At 66.5% G+C, this 17398-nt stretch carries 16 protein-coding genes; 13 read left to right on the top strand and 3 right to left on the bottom strand.

The annotated features are described in order from the left end of the window. Positions 1–183: 183 nt before the first annotated feature. The 8 genes from secY to L3V18_RS14340 all read left to right on the top strand — a co-directional run bounded on the left by secY (position 184) and on the right by L3V18_RS14340 (position 7304). Positions 184–1524: a preprotein translocase subunit SecY gene (gene secY, locus L3V18_RS14305; protein WP_425493504.1), complete on the top strand. Its 1341-nt coding sequence runs from the start codon at positions 184–186 to the stop codon at positions 1522–1524. A 429-nt stretch (positions 1525–1953) separates the two neighbouring features. Continuing rightward, positions 1954–2310: a 30S ribosomal protein S13 gene (gene rpsM, locus L3V18_RS14310; RefSeq protein ID WP_237054274.1), complete on the top strand. Its 357-nt coding sequence runs from the start codon at positions 1954–1956 to the stop codon at positions 2308–2310. A 12-nt stretch (positions 2311–2322) separates the two neighbouring features. Continuing rightward, entirely contained in the window at positions 2323–2715 is a 393-nt protein-coding gene (gene rpsK / locus L3V18_RS14315; RefSeq protein WP_036212595.1) for a 30S ribosomal protein S11, read from the top strand. A 14-nt stretch (positions 2716–2729) separates the two neighbouring features. Continuing rightward, entirely contained in the window at positions 2730–3359 is a 630-nt protein-coding gene (gene rpsD / locus L3V18_RS14320) for a 30S ribosomal protein S4 (protein ID WP_237054273.1), read from the top strand. Between the two features lie 52 nt (positions 3360–3411). Continuing rightward, positions 3412–4410, top strand: a complete 999-nt coding sequence (locus L3V18_RS14325; RefSeq protein ID WP_237054272.1) for a DNA-directed RNA polymerase subunit alpha — start codon at positions 3412–3414, stop codon at positions 4408–4410. A gap of 292 nt (positions 4411–4702) precedes the next feature. After that, a complete protein-coding gene (rplQ, locus tag L3V18_RS14330; protein WP_237054271.1) occupies positions 4703–5083 on the top strand; it encodes a 50S ribosomal protein L17 in 381 nt (126 codons plus the stop codon). Positions 5084–5263: 180 nt separating this feature from the next. Then, positions 5264–5782, top strand: a complete 519-nt coding sequence (locus L3V18_RS14335) for a disulfide bond formation protein B (RefSeq protein ID WP_237054270.1) — start codon at positions 5264–5266, stop codon at positions 5780–5782. 127 nt (positions 5783–5909) lie between these two features. Then, the gene (locus tag L3V18_RS14340) at positions 5910–7304 is read left to right on the top strand and encodes a class II 3-deoxy-7-phosphoheptulonate synthase (RefSeq protein ID WP_237054269.1); all 1395 of its coding nucleotides are present in this window, start codon (positions 5910–5912) and stop codon (positions 7302–7304) included. Positions 7305–7370: 66 nt separating this feature from the next. On the opposite strand, the gene L3V18_RS14345 is transcribed toward L3V18_RS14340, so the two are convergent. Both L3V18_RS14345 and typA read right to left on the bottom strand, forming a co-directional pair. Further along, on the bottom strand, positions 7371–9053 hold the full coding sequence (locus L3V18_RS14345; RefSeq protein WP_237054268.1) for an amidase: 1683 nt from the start codon (positions 9051–9053) through the stop codon (positions 7371–7373). A gap of 314 nt (positions 9054–9367) precedes the next feature. Further along, a complete protein-coding gene (gene typA / locus L3V18_RS14350; protein ID WP_237054267.1) occupies positions 9368–11209 on the bottom strand; it encodes a translational GTPase TypA in 1842 nt (613 codons plus the stop codon). Between the two features lie 245 nt (positions 11210–11454). On the opposite strand from typA, the gene L3V18_RS14355 reads away from it, so the two are divergent. From L3V18_RS14355 to L3V18_RS14375, 5 genes are all read left to right on the top strand, one after another. After that, positions 11455–11961: a peptidylprolyl isomerase gene (locus tag L3V18_RS14355; protein WP_237054266.1), complete on the top strand. Its 507-nt coding sequence runs from the start codon at positions 11455–11457 to the stop codon at positions 11959–11961. A gap of 238 nt (positions 11962–12199) precedes the next feature. Next, positions 12200–13405: a pyridoxal phosphate-dependent aminotransferase gene (locus L3V18_RS14360; RefSeq protein ID WP_237054265.1), complete on the top strand. Its 1206-nt coding sequence runs from the start codon at positions 12200–12202 to the stop codon at positions 13403–13405. Between the two features lie 7 nt (positions 13406–13412). Further along, entirely contained in the window at positions 13413–13772 is a 360-nt protein-coding gene (locus L3V18_RS14365) for a glutaredoxin family protein (RefSeq protein ID WP_237054264.1), read from the top strand. A 72-nt stretch (positions 13773–13844) separates the two neighbouring features. Beyond that, positions 13845–14828, top strand: a complete 984-nt coding sequence (locus L3V18_RS14370) for a malate dehydrogenase (RefSeq protein WP_237054263.1) — start codon at positions 13845–13847, stop codon at positions 14826–14828. Between the two features lie 97 nt (positions 14829–14925). Continuing rightward, on the top strand, positions 14926–15930 hold the full coding sequence (locus tag L3V18_RS14375) for a glycosyltransferase (RefSeq protein ID WP_237054262.1): 1005 nt from the start codon (positions 14926–14928) through the stop codon (positions 15928–15930). Here the strand turns inward: L3V18_RS14375 and L3V18_RS14380 are convergent. Continuing rightward, positions 15825–17282 (bottom strand): glycosyltransferase family 39 protein, encoded by a 1458-nt coding sequence (locus L3V18_RS14380; protein WP_237054261.1) that lies wholly within the window; start codon positions 17280–17282, stop codon positions 15825–15827. The genes L3V18_RS14375 and L3V18_RS14380 overlap by 106 nt on opposite strands. Between the last annotated feature and the right edge of the window lie 116 nt (positions 17283–17398).

The following is a 17398-nucleotide window of genomic DNA, read 5'->3' on the forward strand; positions in this document are numbered from 1 at the left end:
GGCCGAGTACCACCGGGGCGGCGCGGCATGCCGCGCCGTCACCGCAGAGACGCCCGGTCGGGACGGCCGGGCCGGACGATCCGAAGTCGGCGATGTTGCGCCAGGGATGGCGGCCCAGCTCTCTCCGGAGAGGTTCGATAATCGTGCGAATGGGAGCACTTGATGTCACGCAGTGGTAGTGCAATGGCCGGCATGGGCGGCGGACTCGGCAAGTTCACCGAGCTTCGTCAGCGCCTGCTGTTCGTCATCGGCGCGCTGATCGTCTACCGCATCGGATGCTACATCCCGGTGCCCGGCGTCAATCCGGACGCCATGCTCCAGCTGATGGAGAGCCAGGAAGGCACCATCGTCGACATGTTCAACATGTTCTCCGGTGGAGCCCTGTCGCGTTTCAGCCTGTTCGCGCTGAACGTGATGCCGTACATCTCCTCGTCGATCATCATCCAGCTGCTGGTCAACATGGTGCCGAGCCTGAAGGCCATCCAGAAGGAAGGCGAGTCAGGCAGGCGCAAGATCAACCAGTGGTCGCGGATGGGCGCCATCCCGCTGGCGATCTTCCAGGCCTGGGGCATCGCGACGGCGCTGCAGGCCGGCGGTGCCAGCCAGGGCATCGAGGTGGTCTACAACCCGGGCCCCGGCTTCATCCTGACCGCCGTGGTCGCATTGACCGCCGGCACGATGTTCCTGATGTGGCTCGGCGAACAGATCACCGAGCGCGGCGTCGGCAACGGCATTTCGCTGATCATCTTCGCGGGTATCGTCGCGGGCCTGCCGTCGGCGGTGATCGGGATGTTCCAGCAGATCAACAACGGCGACATGAACGCGATCAACGCGATCCTGATCACCGCGATCGTGCTCGGCTTCACCTATTTCGTGGTGTTCGTCGAGCGTGGACAGCGCCGGATCACCGTGAACTACGCCCGACGCCAGGGCGGCCGCAATGCGTACATGAACCAGTCGTCGTTCCTGCCGCTGAAGCTGAACATGGCAGGCGTGATCCCGGCGATCTTCGCGTCGAGCATCGTGATGTTCCCGGCGACCGCGGCCAACTGGTTCAGCCAGGGCAGCTCGTCGTCGTGGCTGCTCCAGCTCAGCCAGTGGCTGAATCCGGGCGAGCCACTGCACATGATCCTGTATGGCGGAATGATCGCGGGTTTCGCGTTCTTCTATACGGCTCTGGTCTTCAACTCGCAGGAAACCGCCGACAACCTGAAGAAGTCGGGTGCGCTGATCCCGGGTATCCGTCCCGGCAAGGCGACGGCGGAGTACGTCGACGGCGTGCTGACCCGCCTGACGGCGGCCGGCGCCGCCTACCTGGTGCTGGTCTGCCTGTTGCCGGAAGTCATGCGCAAGGAGCTGAACACCTCGTTCTACTTCGGCGGCACCTCGCTGTTGATCGTGGTCGTGGTGGTGATGGACTTCATCGCGCAGATCCAGGCGCATCTGATGTCGCACCAGTACGAGAGCCTGCTGAAGAAGGCCAACCTGAAGGGTTCCCGCGGCGGCCTCCCGGGCCGCTCCTGAGCCTGAACGCGAACCGGTCGGTCCGCCGTCCGGTTCGAGCCGCCGCGTGAGCCTGATGTAGGCTTGCGGCGAATCGCGGTACCGGCGGGGTCGATGGCCCCGCGCCAAGGCGGCAGCCTTCGGGCACCGCGCCGACCCGGATTCCCGTCCGGGCACATTGATGGGCGACTCGCGTGGCGGTTCCGGGCGCGAGTGGATCCAGGCCATACGCGCACCAGAGTAGTGCGCGGGGCCGGGCAGGGCGGAAACAGCGCCAGGTCCGGTACAGCCGGGGTCCGTCGCCGGAGCATGGGCACACTCCCCATGCCGGGTCCAGCGCCGCCGTACGGGCGCGGGACTTCCTGGAAAGCCGGAATCTTGGTATAATTTCCGATTCACTCCGCCGGGCAGCGCCGCTGTCCGGCCGCCAAACCAGTTGGAGATCGCGTTATGGCGCGTATTGCGGGCGTCAACCTGCCTCCCCAGAAGCATGTCTGGGTCGGTATCCAGAGTATCTACGGCATCGGTCGTACCCGTTCGGTCCAGGTCTGCGACGCAGCCGGGGTCGAGAAGACGACCAAGATCCGGGACCTGTCCGAGCCGGAAGTCGAGCGCCTGCGCGCCGAGATCGGCAAGTACGTGGTCGAGGGCGACCTTCGCCGTGAGATCGGCATGTCGCTGAAGCGTCTGATGGACCTGGGCTGCTACCGCGGCCTCCGTCATCGTCGTGGCCTGCCGCTGCGCGGCCAGCGCACCCGTACCAACGCGCGTACCCGCAAGGGCCCGCGCAAGGCCATCAAGAAGTAAGGAACCCAGACCATGGCCAAGCCGGCACAAGCCAAGACGAAGAAGAAGATCAAGCGGGTCGTCACCGACGGCATCGCCCACGTCCACGCTTCGTTCAACAACACCATCATCACGATCACCGACCGCCAGGGCAATGCGCTGTCGTGGGCGACTTCGGGCGGCGCGGGTTTCCGCGGTTCGCGCAAGTCGACCCCGTTCGCGGCGCAGGTCGCCGCCGAGAAGGCCGGCCGCGCCGCGCTCGACTACGGCGTGAAGTCGCTGGAGGTCCGCATCAAGGGCCCCGGCCCGGGTCGTGAGTCCGCCGTGCGTTCGCTGAACAACGTCGGTTACAAGATCATCAACATCATCGACGTGACGCCGATCCCGCACAACGGGTGCCGTCCGCCGAAGAAGCGTCGCGTCTGAGGAGCTGAAAGAACATGGCTCGTTATATCGGTCCCAAGTGCAAGCTCTCGCGTCGTGAAGGCGCCGACCTCGGTCTGAAGTCGCCGGCTCGCGCACTCGACTCCAAGTGCAAGCTGGAGCAGAAGCCCGGCCAGCACGGTCCCAACGCCCGCCGCGGCAAGCTGTCGGACTACGCCAACCAGCTGCGCGAGAAGCAGAAGGTCAAGCGTATCTACGGCCTGCTGGAGCGCCAGTTCCGCAACTACTACAAGAAGGCCTCGACCAAGAAGGGCAACACCGGCGAGAACCTTCTGCAGCTTCTCGAGACCCGTCTCGACAATGTCGTCTATCGCATGGGCTTCGCTGTGACCCGTCCGGCCGCGCGCCAGCTGGTTTCGCACCGCGGTGTCACCGTCAACGGCAAGTCGGTCAATCTGCCTTCGTATCAGGTCAAGGCCGGCGACGCGATCGCGCTGTCCGAGCGCGCCCAGAAGCAGCTCCGCGTCCAGGAGTCGCTGACCGTGGCGCAGCAGATGGACCTTCTCCCGTCGTGGGTCGAGGTCGACAGCAAGAAGTTCAGTGGCGTGTTCAAGGCGGTTCCTGATCGTGCCGATCTGCCGTCCGACATCAACGAAGCGCTGATCGTCGAGCTGTACTCGAAGTAATCCATTTCACGTGCCTCCGACCCCCGCGGAGGCTCGCAGGAGACACCCAAACATGACGGTTACCGCCAATCAGGTACTGCGCCCGCGCGGTCCCCAGATCGAACGACTCAACGGCAACCGTGCCAAGGTCGTGATCGAGCCGCTGGAACGCGGCTATGGTCACACCCTCGGCAACGCGTTGCGTCGCGTGCTGCTGTCCTCGATCCCCGGCTTCGCCATCACCGAGGTCGAGATCGACGGCGTGCTGCACGAGTACACCACCGTGGAAGGCCTGCAGGAGGACGTGCTCGAGGTGCTGCTGAACCTCAAGGACGTCGCCATCCGCATGCATACCGGCGAAACCGCGACCCTGGTCCTGAGCAAGCAGGGCCCTGGTGTCGTGACGGCCGGCGACATCAAGGCCGACCACAACGTCGAGATCATCAATGCCGACCATGTGATCGCGCACCTGACCAAGGACACCGCGGTCAACATGCGCCTGAAGATCGAGCGCGGCTACGGTTACCAGCCGGCCGCCGCCCGTCGCCGTCCGGACGAGGACACCCGTGCGATCGGCCGCCTGATGCTGGATGCCAGCTTCAGCCCTGTCCGTCGCGTGGCCTACGCTGTCGAGGCTGCCCGCGTCGAGCAGCGCACCGATCTGGACAAGCTGGTGCTGGACATCGAGACCAACGGTACGATCGACGCAGAGGAAGCCGTGCGCACCGCCGCCGACATCCTGACCGACCAGCTTTCGGTGTTCGGCGACTTCACCCAGCGCGACCGTGGTCAGGCCAAGCAGCCGACCGGCGGCGTGGATCCGATCCTGCTGCGCCCGATCGACGACCTCGAGCTGACCGTGCGTTCGGCCAACTGCCTGAAGGCGGAGAGCATCTACTACGTCGGCGACCTGATCCAGAAGACCGAGGTCGAGCTGCTGAAGACCCCGAACCTCGGCAAGAAGTCGCTGACCGAGATCAAGGAGGTCCTCGCCCAGCGCGGCCTGTCGCTCGGCATGAAGCTCGAGAACTGGCCGCCCGCCGGCATCGCTTCGCACGGAATGATGGGGTGAGATAGCGCGTTTGCGAGCCACTGGCTCGCGCGCTACCGAACGCCCGTCCACGGATGGACGGGCAGGGCTCTGCGGAGCCCGCGACGCCTCGCCAAGGATGGCATCGGCAACATCTAGGGCACGGCTGGCCAAGCTACTCTCACCAGCCAATGCTCCAGCCGACGGGCAGCAAGCCCGCGGCACGCCGGCCAGGGAGACAGGCCGGTACGGACCACCCGCAGTCCATTGCTCCAGCGCCTGGATGGCGACAACGAAGTCCAACGATCCAACATTCATCTAGGAAGCAAACGTCATGCGCCACCAGAAATCAGGACGCAAGTTCAGCCGCACCAGCGCCCATCGCGACGCGATGTTCCGCAACATGGCCGCGTCCCTCTTCAAGCACGGACTGATCCGTACCACCCTGCCGAAGGCCAAGGAGCTGCGCCGGGTCGCCGAGCCGCTGATCACCCTCGCCAAGACCGACGGCGTCGCCAACCGCCGCCTCGCGTTCGCGCGCCTGCGCGACAAGGAAGCGGTCGGCACCCTGTTCGTCGAGCTGGGCCCGCGCTACCGCGAGCGTCCGGGCGGCTACCTGCGCATCCTCAAGTGCGGCTTCCGCGCGGGCGACAATGCGCCGATGGCCTACGTCGAGCTGGTCGACCGGCCGCAGGTCGCCGAAGCCGTCGAGTAAATGAGTCGGCCGGGGGGGAGTTCCGCCGCCCCAGGTTCGCAAAGACGCTCCACAAGCCCCGGTCGCCGGGGCTTGTGCGTTTGTGACGGTGGATAATCCCGGGCCCGGCCGGCAAGAGGGCTGGTGCCCACGACGTCCGGGCTATGGGCAGAGCGGCAAAGAGTCCGTAAGCTGCCGCGCATGAACCGATCAACACGCCTCGCCGTCGCATCGTTCCGCAGCCGCTTCCTGCTGGGCTTCCTGGCCTGCGCCGGGCTGATCGGCTTCGCCCTCTACACGCAGTTGCGCGAGGTCGATCCACTCGAGCCCTGTCCGCTGTGCATCTTCCAGCGGATCGCGTTCGCGGCGCTGGGCGTGGTGTTCCTGCTCGGCGGGCTGCACGCGCCGGCGGGTGCGCTCGGCCGCCGCATCTACGGCGTGCTGGCCATGCTGGCGGGCATTGTCGGGCTCCTGATCGCCGGTAATCACGTCCGCCTGCAGCATCTGCCGCCGGACCAGGTGCCGGCCTGCGGGCCGGGACTGGACTACATGCTCGAAGCGATGCCCATCTCCGGCGTGATCCGCAAGGTGATGACCGGTTCGGGCGAGTGCGCCAACGTCGACTGGACGTTCCTCGGGCTGTCGATGCCGACCTGGAGTCTGGTCTGGTTCGTGCTGTTGACCGGATGGGCCTGCTACGCGGCGTTCCGTCGCAGTTGAGCGCCGCGGACCGTGCCCGCCGCGGAATGCCGCGACTGAACGAGCGGCTCGGTTGCCGAGGAAACCGTTGCAGCGCCGACACGATCGGCGGATGATGGCTTGCCGCGATGCAACAAGCACAGCTGTCATGTCGAGCACCGAACGCAACATCCAAGCCGTGAAACTCCCTATGGACTGGGCCCCGGATTCCTGGCGCAGCCGCACAGCGCTGCAGCTGCCGACCTATCCGGACGCGGCCGAGCTGGAGGGCGTGCTTGACGAGTTGCGGGCGTTGCCGCCGCTGGTGACCTCGTGGGAGATCCTCGCGCTCAAGCAGCAGCTCGCCGAGGCGCAGGAGGGCAAGCGCTTCCTGCTGCAGGGCGGCGATTGCGCGGAGACCTTCGACGCCTGTTCGTCCGACGTGATCTCCAACCGGCTGAAGGTGCTGCTGCAGATGAGCCTCGTGCTCGTCCATGGGATGCGCAAGCCGGTGGTCCGCGTCGGCCGTTTCGCCGGGCAGTACGCGAAGCCGCGCTCGGCCGACACCGAGACCGTCGACGGCGTCAGTCTGCCGAGCTACCGTGGCGACATGGTCAACGCGCCGGCATTCACCGAGGCGGCGCGCCGTCCCGATCCGCGCCGCATGATCAAGGGCCACGCGCGTTCGGCGATGACGATGAACTTCGTCCGCGCACTGATCGACGGCGGTTTTGCCGACCTGCACCATCCCGAGTACTGGAACCTGAGCTGGGTCGGCCATTCGCCGCTGGCCGACGAATATCGCCGCATGGTCAACGCGATCGGCGACGCGGTGCGCTTCATGGAAACACTGTCCGGCAGCGAGGTGCACAACCTCAACCGCGTCGATTTCTACACCTCGCACGAGGCGCTGCTGCTGCCGTACGAGGAATCGATGACCCGGCAGGTGCCGAGGCACTGGGGCTGGTTCAACCTGAGCACGCATTTTCCGTGGGTCGGCATGCGTACCGCAGCGGTCGACGGCGCCCACGCCGAGTACTTCCGCGGCATCCGCAACCCGATCGCGTTGAAGGTCGGACCATCGGTGACTGCGGACCAGCTGCTGAGGACGATCGATCTGCTCAATCCCGAGGACGAGCCGGGCCGGCTGACCTTCATCCACCGGATGGGCGCGACCGGGATCGCCGAGAAGCTGCCGCCGCTGCTCGATGCGGCGCGTCGCGACGGGCGCCGGGTGCTGTGGGTCTGCGATCCGATGCATGGCAATACCGAGAGCACGACGAACGGGTACAAGACCCGTCGCTTCCGCAACATCCGCAGCGAGCTGGAGCAGGCGTTCGAGCTGCATGCCGCGGCCGGCACGCGGCTGGGTGGCGTCCACCTCGAGCTCACTGGCGAAGACGTGACCGAGTGCCTCGGCGGTGCCCGCGAGCTGACCGAGAGCGATCTGGAGCGTGCGTACAAGTCCACCGTCGACCCGCGCCTGAACTATGAGCAGGCGCTTGAAGTGGCAATGTTGATCGTACGCAAGCAGGCCCAGCTGGGCGCGCCGACGAGCGCCTGAATCCGGAGCGGGCCCCGTCCTGTTCTGGAGGGATGCGCGTCGACTGTTCGGCCCAGCCGGCGGCGATCAGCCGCCGGAGCCGTTTTCGGGTGTTGGCTCGCGGCCGGCGTCTGCGGCGGCGGTGTCCAGCGGCAGCGTCGGCAGGAAGCGCGGCGGAATGCGGGCACGGGTCTTCTGCTCGAATGCATGGGCGAGCGCGATCAGTCTCGCTTCGCTCCACGCCGGCCCCATGAGCACGATGCCGACCGGCAGGCCGTGCACGTCGCCCATCGGCACGGTGATGCTGGGCGTGCCGGCGACCGCGGCCACTCCGTAGCCCGCGCCGAGAAAGTGATCGCCGTTGACCAGGTCGATCGGCCAGGCCGGTGATACCGCCGGGGCGACGATGGCATCGAGTTCGTGTGCGGCGACGGTGGCGTCTATCCCTTCGGTGCCGGCGAGCCGACGCGCATCCATCCGCGCCTGGACGTAGACCTCGCCATCCAGCGGCCCGCGCTGCCGGGCCTGTTCGAACAGCTCCTGCCCGAACCATCGCATCTCGACGTCGGCATGCCTGCGGTTGTAGTCGATCAGTCCCGCGAGCGTCTTCACCGGTGCATCGCCATTGCGCAGGTAGTGCTCGATGCCGTGGCGGAACTCGTGCAGCAGCACCTCGAACTCGGCATCGCGCCATTGGCCGTCGGTGGCGATGGCGACGTCGACCAGTTCGGCGCCGGCCTCGCGCATCGCCTCCAGGTTGCGTTCGAATACCGCGTCGACGCCGTCGTGGAATCCGAGCGCATCGCGCAGCACGCCGATCCGTGCGCCGCGCAAGCTGCCGGCATCCAGCCGTGCGTGGTAGTCGAAGATCGCGCGTCCGGTGCTTTCGATGGTGCGCACGTCGCGCTCGTCGCGACCGACCATCGACGACAGCAGCACCGCGGCGTCGGCCACCGTCCGGGCCATCGGGCCAGCGGTGTCCTGGCTGCTGGAGATCGGCACGATGCCGCTGCGGCTGATCAGACCGACGGTCGGTTTGATGCCGACCAGGCCGGCCACCGCCGACGGGCAGATGATGCTGCCGTCTGTCTCGGTACCGACGCCGGCCGCGGCAAGGCTGGCGGCGATCGCGCTGCCGGTGCCCGAGCTGGAACCGCAGGGCGAGCGGTCCAGAACGTACGGATTGCGGGTCTGCCCGCCGCGTGCGCTCCAGCCCGAACTCGAACGGGTGGAGCGGAAGTTCGCCCATTCGCTGAGGTTGGTCTTGCCGAGGATCACCGCACCGGCTTCGCGCAGGCGCGCCACCACGAAGGCATCGCCAGACGGCCGGTATCCGGCCAGCGCCATCGAGCCTGCAGAGGTGACCATCGGCATCGCGTCGATGTTGTCCTTGAGCAGGATCGGGATGCCGTGCAGCGGGCTGCGCACGCGGCTGGCCGCGCGCTCGGCATCGAGCACCGCCGCTTCCTCCAGTGCTTTCGGGTTGAGTTCGATCACCGCGTCGAGGCGGGGACCGGCGTCGTCGATGGCGGCGATCCGATCCAGGTAGGCCCGGGTCAGCGAGACGCTGCTGAGCTTGCCATGCGCCATGTGCGCCTGGAGCTCGGCGATGCCGACTTCGGCAAAGGCAAAATCCGCGCCGCCGCTGGTCGCGGTGATCGCGGCCGCAGCGGTGGTCTGGTCGACGGATGGCGGACTGTCGTTGTCCACGGCCCGCTGGCAGGCGGTCGGGCCGATGAGCAGCGCAGCCAGTAGCAGGCACTGGCGCATGGCGATTCCCCGGTCGCAGATGGCTGCTCCGAGCATAGGCGATCGCCGGTGGCCGATACTGTGGACGGATTCGCGGGTGGCGCCAACGGTTGTGGTGGCGGGCTGTGCGGTGTGCCCGGTCGGCATGATGCCGCTGCCCGCCCCGAGATCCCCGCGCGCATGGATCACGGATGCGGCAATCGAGTCGTGGCCGGCGTCGGCTCCAGGACGACCCCCGCGACCAGCGCGGCCTCTGTCAGCGGGAACGGCGGACAAGAAAATGGCAGCGGGAGATCGCTCGCGCTGCCATTTTCGGGTATCGCGGGGCGTGGCGCTCAGGCTGCGCGCGATGCCCGCTTGCGGTCGCTTTCGGTCAGGAATTTCTTGCGCAGGCGGATCTCCTTTGGCGTGATCTCCACCAGCTCGTCGTCCTCGATGAAATCCAGGGCCTGTTCCAGCGAGAACTTGATCGCCGGGCTCAGCGCGATGGCGTCGTCCTTGCCCGAGGCGCGCATGTTGGTCAGCGGCTTGGGCTTGATCGCGTTGACGGTCAGGTCGTTGTCCTTGGAGTGGATGCCGACCAGCTGGCCTTCGTACACCGAGTCGCCTTCGGCAGCGAACAGCTTGCCGCGCTCCTGCAACGGTCCCAGCGAGTAGGCGGGGGTGGTGCCGGCGGCATTGGCGATCATCACGCCGTTGATCCGCTTGGCGATCGCGCCCTGTTCCTTCGGGCCGTAATGGTCGAACACATGGAACAGCAGGCCCGAACCCTGGGTCAGGGTCTTGAACTCGTTCTGGAAGCCGATCAACCCACGTGCCGGGATCATGTACTCGAGGCGCACGCGGCCCTTGCCGTCGGGCTCCATGTTCTTCAGCTGGCCCTTGCGGACGCCCAGCTTCTCCATCACGCCGCCCTGGTGGATCTCCTCCACGTCCACCACGAGCTGCTCGATCGGCTCCATCAGCTGGCCGTCGATCTCCTTGATGATCACTTCAGGGCGCGACACCGCCAGCTCGAAGCCCTCGCGGCGCATGTTCTCGATCAGCACCGACAGGTGCAGTTCGCCTCGGCCGGAGACGAGGAACTTGTCCGCGTCCTCCAGCTGCTCGACCTTGAGCGCCACGTTGTGGACGGTCTCGCGTTCTAGGCGGTCCTTGATCTGGCGGCTGGTCAGGAACTTGCCGCCCGACAGGTCGCGGTTGCCCGCGAACGGCGAGTTGTTGACCTGGAAGGTCATCGAAATCGTCGGCTCGTCGACGGTCAGCGGCGGCAGCGCCTCCGGGGTGTCGAGGGCGCAGACGGTATCGGAGATGGTCAGTTCCTGGATGCCGGAAATGGCGACGATGTCGCCGGCCTGCGCGCTGTCCTGCTCGATCCGCTCCAGGCCCATGAAGCCCAGCACCTGCAGCACCTTGCCCTGGCGCTTCCTGCCCTCGCGATCGATCACGGCGACCGGCATGTTCTTCCTCAGGGTGCCGCGCTGGATGCGGCCGATGCCGATCACGCCGACGAAGTTGTTGTAGTCCAGCTGGCTGATGCGCATCTGGAACGGACCGTCCGGGTCCACCTCCGGCATCGGCGCGTGCTGCATGATCGCCTCGTACAGAGGGGTCATGTCGCCCGAGCGGACGCTGTCGTCGAGGCTGGCGTAGCCATTCAGCGCCGAGGTGTAGACGATCGGGAAGTCGAGCTGCTCGTTGGTCGCGCCGAGCTTGTCGAACAGGTCGAACACCTGGTCGATCACCCAGTCCGGGCGTGCGCCGGGGCGATCGATCTTGTTGACCACGACGATCGGCTTGAAGCCCATCGCGAACGCCTTCTGGGTCACGAAGCGCGTCTGCGGCATCGGGCCGTCCATCGCGTCGACCAGGATCAGCACGGTATCGACCATCGACAGCACGCGCTCGACCTCGCCGCCGAAGTCGGCGTGGCCTGGTGTGTCGACGATGTTGATCCGGTTGCCGTTCCAGGTGATGGCGGTGTTCTTGGCTAGGATCGTGATGCCACGTTCCTTCTCCTGGTCGTTGCTGTCCATCACGCGCTCGGCGAGGACGGTGCGCTCGGAAAGGGTGCCGGACTGCTTCAGCAGGCAGTCGACGAGGGTGGTCTTGCCATGGTCGACGTGGGCGACGATGGCGATGTTGCGCAGGCGTTCGACGGAGTTGGATGCGGACATGCGGAAAGGACGCCGGCGAAGGCGTCAGGCTCGCGGAGGGAAGCCGGTCATTATATCCGGCAAACGGTCTCCAGACACGCGGGCGTGCGGTTTCCGGCCCCGGCTGCGCTATTCTAGGCGGTCCGCATTCAGCATCCTGCCCCCGGTGCCGGCGTTCATGTGCCGTCGACCCGGGATGGCGGACTCTGGAGCCTTCCCCCGGCGTCGTTCGCGACGTACCAGCCTCACACCAGGAGCCGTATCCAATGTCCCTGATCGCCACCTTCGATACCGACCGCGGCCCGATCCGCGTCGAGCTCGCCGCCGACAAGGCGCCGTTGACCGTCGCCAGTTTCGTGAACCTGGCCCGGCGCGGCTTCTACGACGGCCTCAACTTCCACCGTGTCATCGCCGACTTCATGATCCAGGGCGGCTGCCCGCTGGGAACCGGCACCGGCGGCCCAGGCTACCGTTTCGAGGACGAGACCGGCAACGGCCTGACCCACGAACGCGGCGTGCTGTCGATGGCCAATGCAGGGCCGGGCACCAACGGCAGCCAGTTCTTCATCACCCACGTGCCGTGCCCGTGGCTGGACGGCAAGCACACCGTGTTCGGCAAGGTGGTTGAAGGCATCGAGGTCGTCGACAAGATCCAGCAGGGCGACGAGATCCGCACCGTGAAGATCGAAGGCGACGTCGAGCCGGTGCTTGCCGCCAAGGCCGATCGGGTCGCCGACTGGAACCAGACCCTGGACGCGAACGCCCGCGCGTGAGCTCGCCGCGCTGCCGCGCGGTGCCGCATCCATGTCGCCCCCGGGCCCTGCCGGTCCGGGGTTTTTCGTGTCCGCAGGCGACGCCCGCGCGTTCGTGCCGGAGGGCGAGGCATCCGCGTACGAACCGCGGCCCAAGGATGGGGTGGGGGGGCTTGCGTGTTACCATCAGGGGGCTTTGTCCGGGCCGTCCGGCGGCCCGCCTCCCCACCGTCACAACCTACCTGAGAGGTTCCCCGCGATGCCCCAGCTCGCCAGCCGTATCGGCCGCGCCAAGCCCAGTGCGATCATGCAGATTGCCGAGAAGGCCAAGCGCCTGAAAGCCGAAGGCCGCGACATCATCAGCTTCTCGATCGGCGTTCCGAACTTCCTGCCCGGCGAGCACGTCTACGAGGCCGCACGCAATGCGCTGTCCCACGACAGCGGCCAGTACGGCAGCAACCGTGGCGCCGACGCGATGCTCGACGCGTTCATCGAGCACATGGGGAAACTGGGGCTGACCGGCTACGGTCGGGTCAATTGCGCGAGCGGCGTCGGCGCCAAGCACGTGCTCTACAACTTGGCCGAGGCGTTGCTCGACGAGGGCGACACGATCGCGTTCCCGACGCCGTACTGGACCAGCTACCTCGACATCGCCGAGATCGTCAACGCCAGGATCGAGCTGCTGCCGTGCCCGCCGGAGCAGGACTACAAGCTGACTCCGGCGCAGCTGGAAGCCGCGCTGGCGAAAAAGCCGCGTGTGTTCCTGTTCAACAATCCGTCGAACCCGACCGGCATGGTCTACACCCGCGAGGAGATCGACGCCCTGGCCGAGGTGCTGGTGAAGTACCCCGACACCTGGGTGATCACCGACGACATCTACAACCGGATGGTGTTCGACGGCGTCGGCTACCACAACTTCGTGCATTCGAAGCCGGAGCTGAAGGAGCGGGTGATCTTCGTCGATTCGCTGTCGAAGACCTATGGCATGCCGGGCTGGCGGGTCGGCTTCATGGCAGGGCCGGAGTCGGTCGCCAAGGCGGTGGTGACGCTGAACTCCAACCACATCACCAACATTCCGGAGATCACCACGGCCGCTGCGATCGCCGCGCTGTCGGGTCCGCAGGACGTGCCCGAGGCCAAGTGCGCCGAATTCCAGGCCAAGCGCGACCAGGTCATGGAAGTGATGACGGGCATCCCGGGCGTGGTCTGTCCGCGGCCGCAGGGTGCGTTCTACGTGTTCCCCGATGTCAGCTGCAGCTTCGGCAAGACCCACGGCCCGACCGGCAGGAAGATCGAGAACGACGTCGACTTCTGCAGCGTGCTGCTCGAAGCGAAGGGCGTGGCCTGCGTGCCGGGTTCGGCGTTCGGCGAGCCGCGCGCGATGCGCATCAGCTACACCTGTCCGACGCCGCAGCTGGCGCCGGGCATGGAGCGCATCCGCGAGTTCTTCGCCGAGCTTGCCTGAGCCGCCGATGTCCACCGTCCGTGTGCTCGTCGTCGTCGCGATCCTGGTCGGGGCGTGGAAGCTCTGGCCCCGCGAGCCAGCCGCCCTGCACCCGGACGATCCGCGCAACGCCACCGGCGACGACCGCATCGTGATGCTCGCCGCCGAGTGGTGCGGTTACTGCCGCAAACAACAGAAAGCGTTCGAGCTGTCCGACGTGCGCTACCGCGTGATCGATGTCGAGACCGCTGCCGGCCAGCGTGCGATGCAGGCGCTGGGCGCGCGCGGCGTGCCGACCACGGTGGTCGGCCAGGACGTCGTCTATGGATACGACACCGCCGTCCTGCAGCAGAAGCTCGAACCGCTGGGCTACTCCGACGTGTTCTGACGTCGGTGCGGCCCGCATGACCGACGCACTCCAACCCATGCCCCACCCCCAGTCAAACGCAAGGAACTACCGATGAAAACCCCCGTCCGCGTTGCCGTCACCGGTGCTGCCGGCCAGATCGGCTACTCGCTGTTGTTCCGCATCGCCTCCGGCGAGATGCTTGGCAAGGACCAGCCGGTGATCCTGCAGTTGCTCGAACTGCCGATGGAAAAGGCCCAGGCCGCGCTGAAGGGCGTGATGATGGAGCTGGAGGACTGCGCGTTCCCGCTGTTGGCCGGCATGGTTGGCACCGACGACGCCGAGGTCGCCTTCAAGGACGCCGACATCGCCCTGCTGGTCGGCGCGCGTCCGCGCGGCCCGGGCATGGAGCGCAAGGATCTGCTGCTGGAGAACGCCAAGATCTTCACCGCCCAGGGCGCGGCGCTGAACAAGGTCGCCAGCCGTGATGTCAAGGTGTTGGTCGTCGGCAACCCGGCCAACACCAATGCCTACATCGCGATGAAGTCGGCGCCGGACCTGCCGGCGAAGAATTTCACCGCGATGCTGCGTCTCGATCACAATCGCGCGCTGAGCCAGCTCGCCGCGAAGGCTGGCGTCGCCGTCGGCGACATCGAGAAGATGGTCGTCTGGGGCAACCACAGCCCGACCATGTACCCGGACTACCGCTTCGCCACCGTGGGCGGCGAGTCGCTGAAGGACAGGATCAACGACGCCGACTGGAACGCCAACGACTTCATCCCGAAGGTCGGCAAGCGCGGCGCGGCGATCATCGAGGCGCGTGGCCTGTCGTCGGCTGCTTCGGCCGCCAACGCCGCGATCGACCACATCCACGACTGGGTGCTCGGCACCGACGGCAAGTGGGTGACGATGGGGGTGCCGTCCGACGGCAGTTACGGCATTCCGGAAGGTGTGATCTACGGCGTGCCGGTAACCTGCGCGAACGGCGAGTACGTTCGCGTCACCGATCTCCCGGTCGACGACTTCAGCCGTGCGGCGATGGACAAGACCCTCGCCGAGCTGGAAGAGGAGCGCGCCGGCGTCGCCCATCTGCTCTGAGACATTGCTTGTCGGGCAGGTCAATCAAGGGGCCGTCCGCGTTTGCGGGTGGCTCTTTGGATTCTGGCGGCCGGGTCGGCTGGGGAGTTGAGTGACGATGGACGGGTTGCGGGTAGCGGTTCTGGTTCCCTGCTTCAATGAAGAGGCGACCGTTGCGCAGGTTGTCGTTGGCATGAAGTCAGCGCTGCCGACGGCCGAGATCCATGTTTTCGACAACAACTCGACCGATGCGACGGTCGAGCAAGCCGGGCAGGCGGGCGCCGTCGTCCATCGTGTCGGCAGGCGCGGCAAGGGCAATGTCGTCAGGCGCCAGTTCAGCGATGTCGAGGCGGATGTCTACGTCCTCGTCGATGGCGACGCAACCTATCACGCGGCCAGCGCGCCGGCGCTGGTGGCCGAGGTCGTGGCCGGCAACGACATGGTGGTGGGGGTGCGCGAGAGCAGCGGCGGGGTCGGCTATCGACCCGGCCATGCGTTCGGCAACCGGTTGCTGACGACGTTTCTGTCCAGGCTCTTCGGACACCCTTGCCGGGACATCCTGTCGGGTTATCGGGCGTTCTCGCGCCGGTTCGTGAAGAGCTTCCCAGCGCATTCGAGCGGTTTCGAGATCGAAACCGAACTGACCGTCCACGCGCTTGAGCTGCGCATGCCGGTGGCCGAGGTCGATACGCCGTACGTGGACCGGCCCGAAGGCTCGGTCAGCAAGCTCAATACCTGGTCGGACGGTGCCCGGATCCTGCGGACGATGCTCCGGCTGTTCTCGTCGGAGCGGCCGATGGCGTTCTACGGAACGATCGCCGCGGTCCTTTCGGTAGTGGCTCTGGCGCTGTGCATACCACTGGCCGTCACCTACCTCGACACCGGCCTGGTTCCGAGGTTCCCGACCCTGATCCTGGCGGTTTCCCTGGTGGTGCTGGCGAGCATGTCGGCACTGATCGGAATCGTCATCGACGCGGTCGCGCGAGGGCGTCGCGAACTCAAGACGATGGCCTACCTTCAGGTACCGGCACCGTGCCGTGAACTCCGGGTTCCTGGGCCGGTGATCCAGGAAAGGATGACCGCCAGGTTCGCGAATACGAACCACGGGAACGCGTGCAGATAGCGGAACGAAACGATGTGGGCGAACAGCAGGTGTCCGGCGACCATGCCCAGCCCGGTCAGTGCGAGCAGTAGACTCTGATCGCGCGTCTGCCGGTTCCAGCCCGCAGCGAGGGCCAGTAGCGATAGCGGCGCCAGGGCAAACAGGCAGAAGGTCAGCCACTGCGTCGAGCGGGAAAACCAGGTGCGTGCCGGCGAGGGCGAACGCGCTAGACCTTGGACATCCCAGTCGAGCTTTCGCTTGATGTCGCGGATCTCCGGTGCGCTCGGGGCTATCTGGCCTTCGTCGTCGAGCATTCTCCAGTAGACGCGTTTGTCGTCGAAGTAGCCATTCATGGTTTCGAGGTTGACCCGGATCAGGCCGAGCGGGTCGTCGAGCATCGCCCGGCGGGTGATGGTCCTGGCGACCATCTCGGGATTCTCGCTGGCCTGTTGCAGCTTCGGCCACAGACCATCCGACCCCCAGATGTGATGGCCCCTTTGCCAATGGTCGTCCAGGTCGCGCTCGACCTCGTCGAGGAGACGGCCGCTGACGCCCGTGCCTTCGAAGTGCTCGGGTTTGATCAGCGGTGCGACCAGTCCGATCCGCATCATGCCGGTATGGGCGACGTATCCCGGAGGTTGCCCGACGGACTTCCCGTACAGCCAGGTGTAGCCGGCATGGGACAGCACCAGGACAAGCAGCGAGATGAATGCATGGCGCCAGACGGGGCCGCGGGAAGAGCCGTTGCGGATCTGCGCAGCGGCCAGTATGGCCGGTGCGACGATCGCCATGCCGAGGGTCAGTGGAATGAAGTTGGGCCGGATCGCGCCTGCGGCCAGCCCGCCGAGCACGCCCAGCCAGTACCAGCCAAGGCGTCCGGTGACCAGGTATCGGGACAGCACGAGCAGGGTGCAGACCAGCGCCAGCAGGCCGAAGGTCTCGGCCAGGACCATGCGTTCCATGAAGATCTGCACCGGCTCGGTGGCCAGCAGCCCGGCTGCCAGCACGCACAGCCACTGCCGAAGCTTCAGTGCGTGGCGAAGGAAGCCGTAGAGACCGACGCAGCTCATGATCGACCAGATCACGTGGGCTACAAGTACCGGGCCAGGTGCTCCGAGCTGGAACGAGGTGAAATGAAGCGTCCATGCGTAGAGCCAGGATCTGGCGCCGGGCGAAAGGAGCCGTTCGCTGGCAGCCAGGAACACCATCGAGTCGCCCATGTACAGGCGCAGGGTATGATCGATGACGAGCCAGGCCAGCTTGATCGCCACGATGACCAGCACTGCGATGCCCCAGTCCTTGAGGTATCCCGATTCCTTCATGGATCTGAGGCTGGCGCGGAAGGTGGCGGGGGTTCCTGTGGAGGCGATCATGCGAACGTCCGTTTGCTCGGGGGAGGACAGCTGGGCGCGACGATACAGCGTGCTGCCGGGTGAGGGAACGTGTTGTCGGGCGGGTTGCCGGCCGCGAGTGGGGATATCCGCGTGCC

Origin of the sequence: Marilutibacter chinensis, assembly GCF_021725675.1 — a bacterium.
GTDB lineage: Bacteria > Pseudomonadota > Gammaproteobacteria > Xanthomonadales > Xanthomonadaceae > Marilutibacter > Marilutibacter chinensis.